The following is a 762-nucleotide window of genomic DNA, read 5'->3' on the forward strand; positions in this document are numbered from 1 at the left end:
AAGGAGATCGACGCGCAGTACCCCGACAAGGTGCTGCTGGCGGAGGCGAACCAGTGGCCGGAGGACGTGGTCGACTACTTCGGCGACTACGCCGGCGGCGGCGACGAGTGCCACATGGCCTTCCACTTCCCGGTCATGCCGCGCATCTTCATGGCGGTGCGCCGCGAGTCCCGCTACCCGGTCTCGGAGATCCTGGCCAAGACCCCGTCGATCCCGTCGGGCTGCCAGTGGGGCATCTTCCTGCGCAACCACGACGAGCTGACCCTGGAGATGGTCACCGACGAGGAACGCGACTACATGTGGGCGGAGTACGCCAAGGACCCCCGCATGCGCGCCAACATCGGCATCCGCCGCCGGCTGGCCCCGCTGCTGGACAACGACCGCAACCAGATCGAACTGTTCACCGCGCTGCTGCTGTCCCTGCCCGGCAGCCCGATCCTGTACTACGGCGACGAGATCGGCATGGGCGACAACATCTGGCTCGGTGACCGGGACGCGGTGCGCACCCCGATGCAGTGGACCCCGGACCGCAACGCCGGTTTCTCCTCCTGCGACCCGGGCCGCCTGTTCCTGCCCACGATCATGGACCCGGTCTACGGCTACCAGGTCACCAACGTGGAGGCGTCGATGTCGTCGCCGTCCTCGCTGCTGCACTGGACCCGGCGCATGATCGAGATCCGCAAGCAGAACCCCGCGTTCGGCCTCGGCTCCTACACCGAACTGTCCTCCTCCAACCCGGCCGTCCTCGCCTTCCTGCGGGAG

The 762-nt window shown here is 67.7% G+C and carries 1 pseudogene; it reads left to right on the forward strand.

What is annotated here, in order from left to right:
• A pseudogene (locus SY2F82_RS38565) lies at window positions 1-762 on the forward strand (alpha-amylase family glycosyl hydrolase); the annotation flags it as partial.

This window comes from Streptomyces sp. Y2F8-2, assembly GCF_014905555.1.
Taxonomy (GTDB): Bacteria; Actinomycetota; Actinomycetes; order Streptomycetales; family Streptomycetaceae; genus Streptomyces; species Streptomyces cynarae.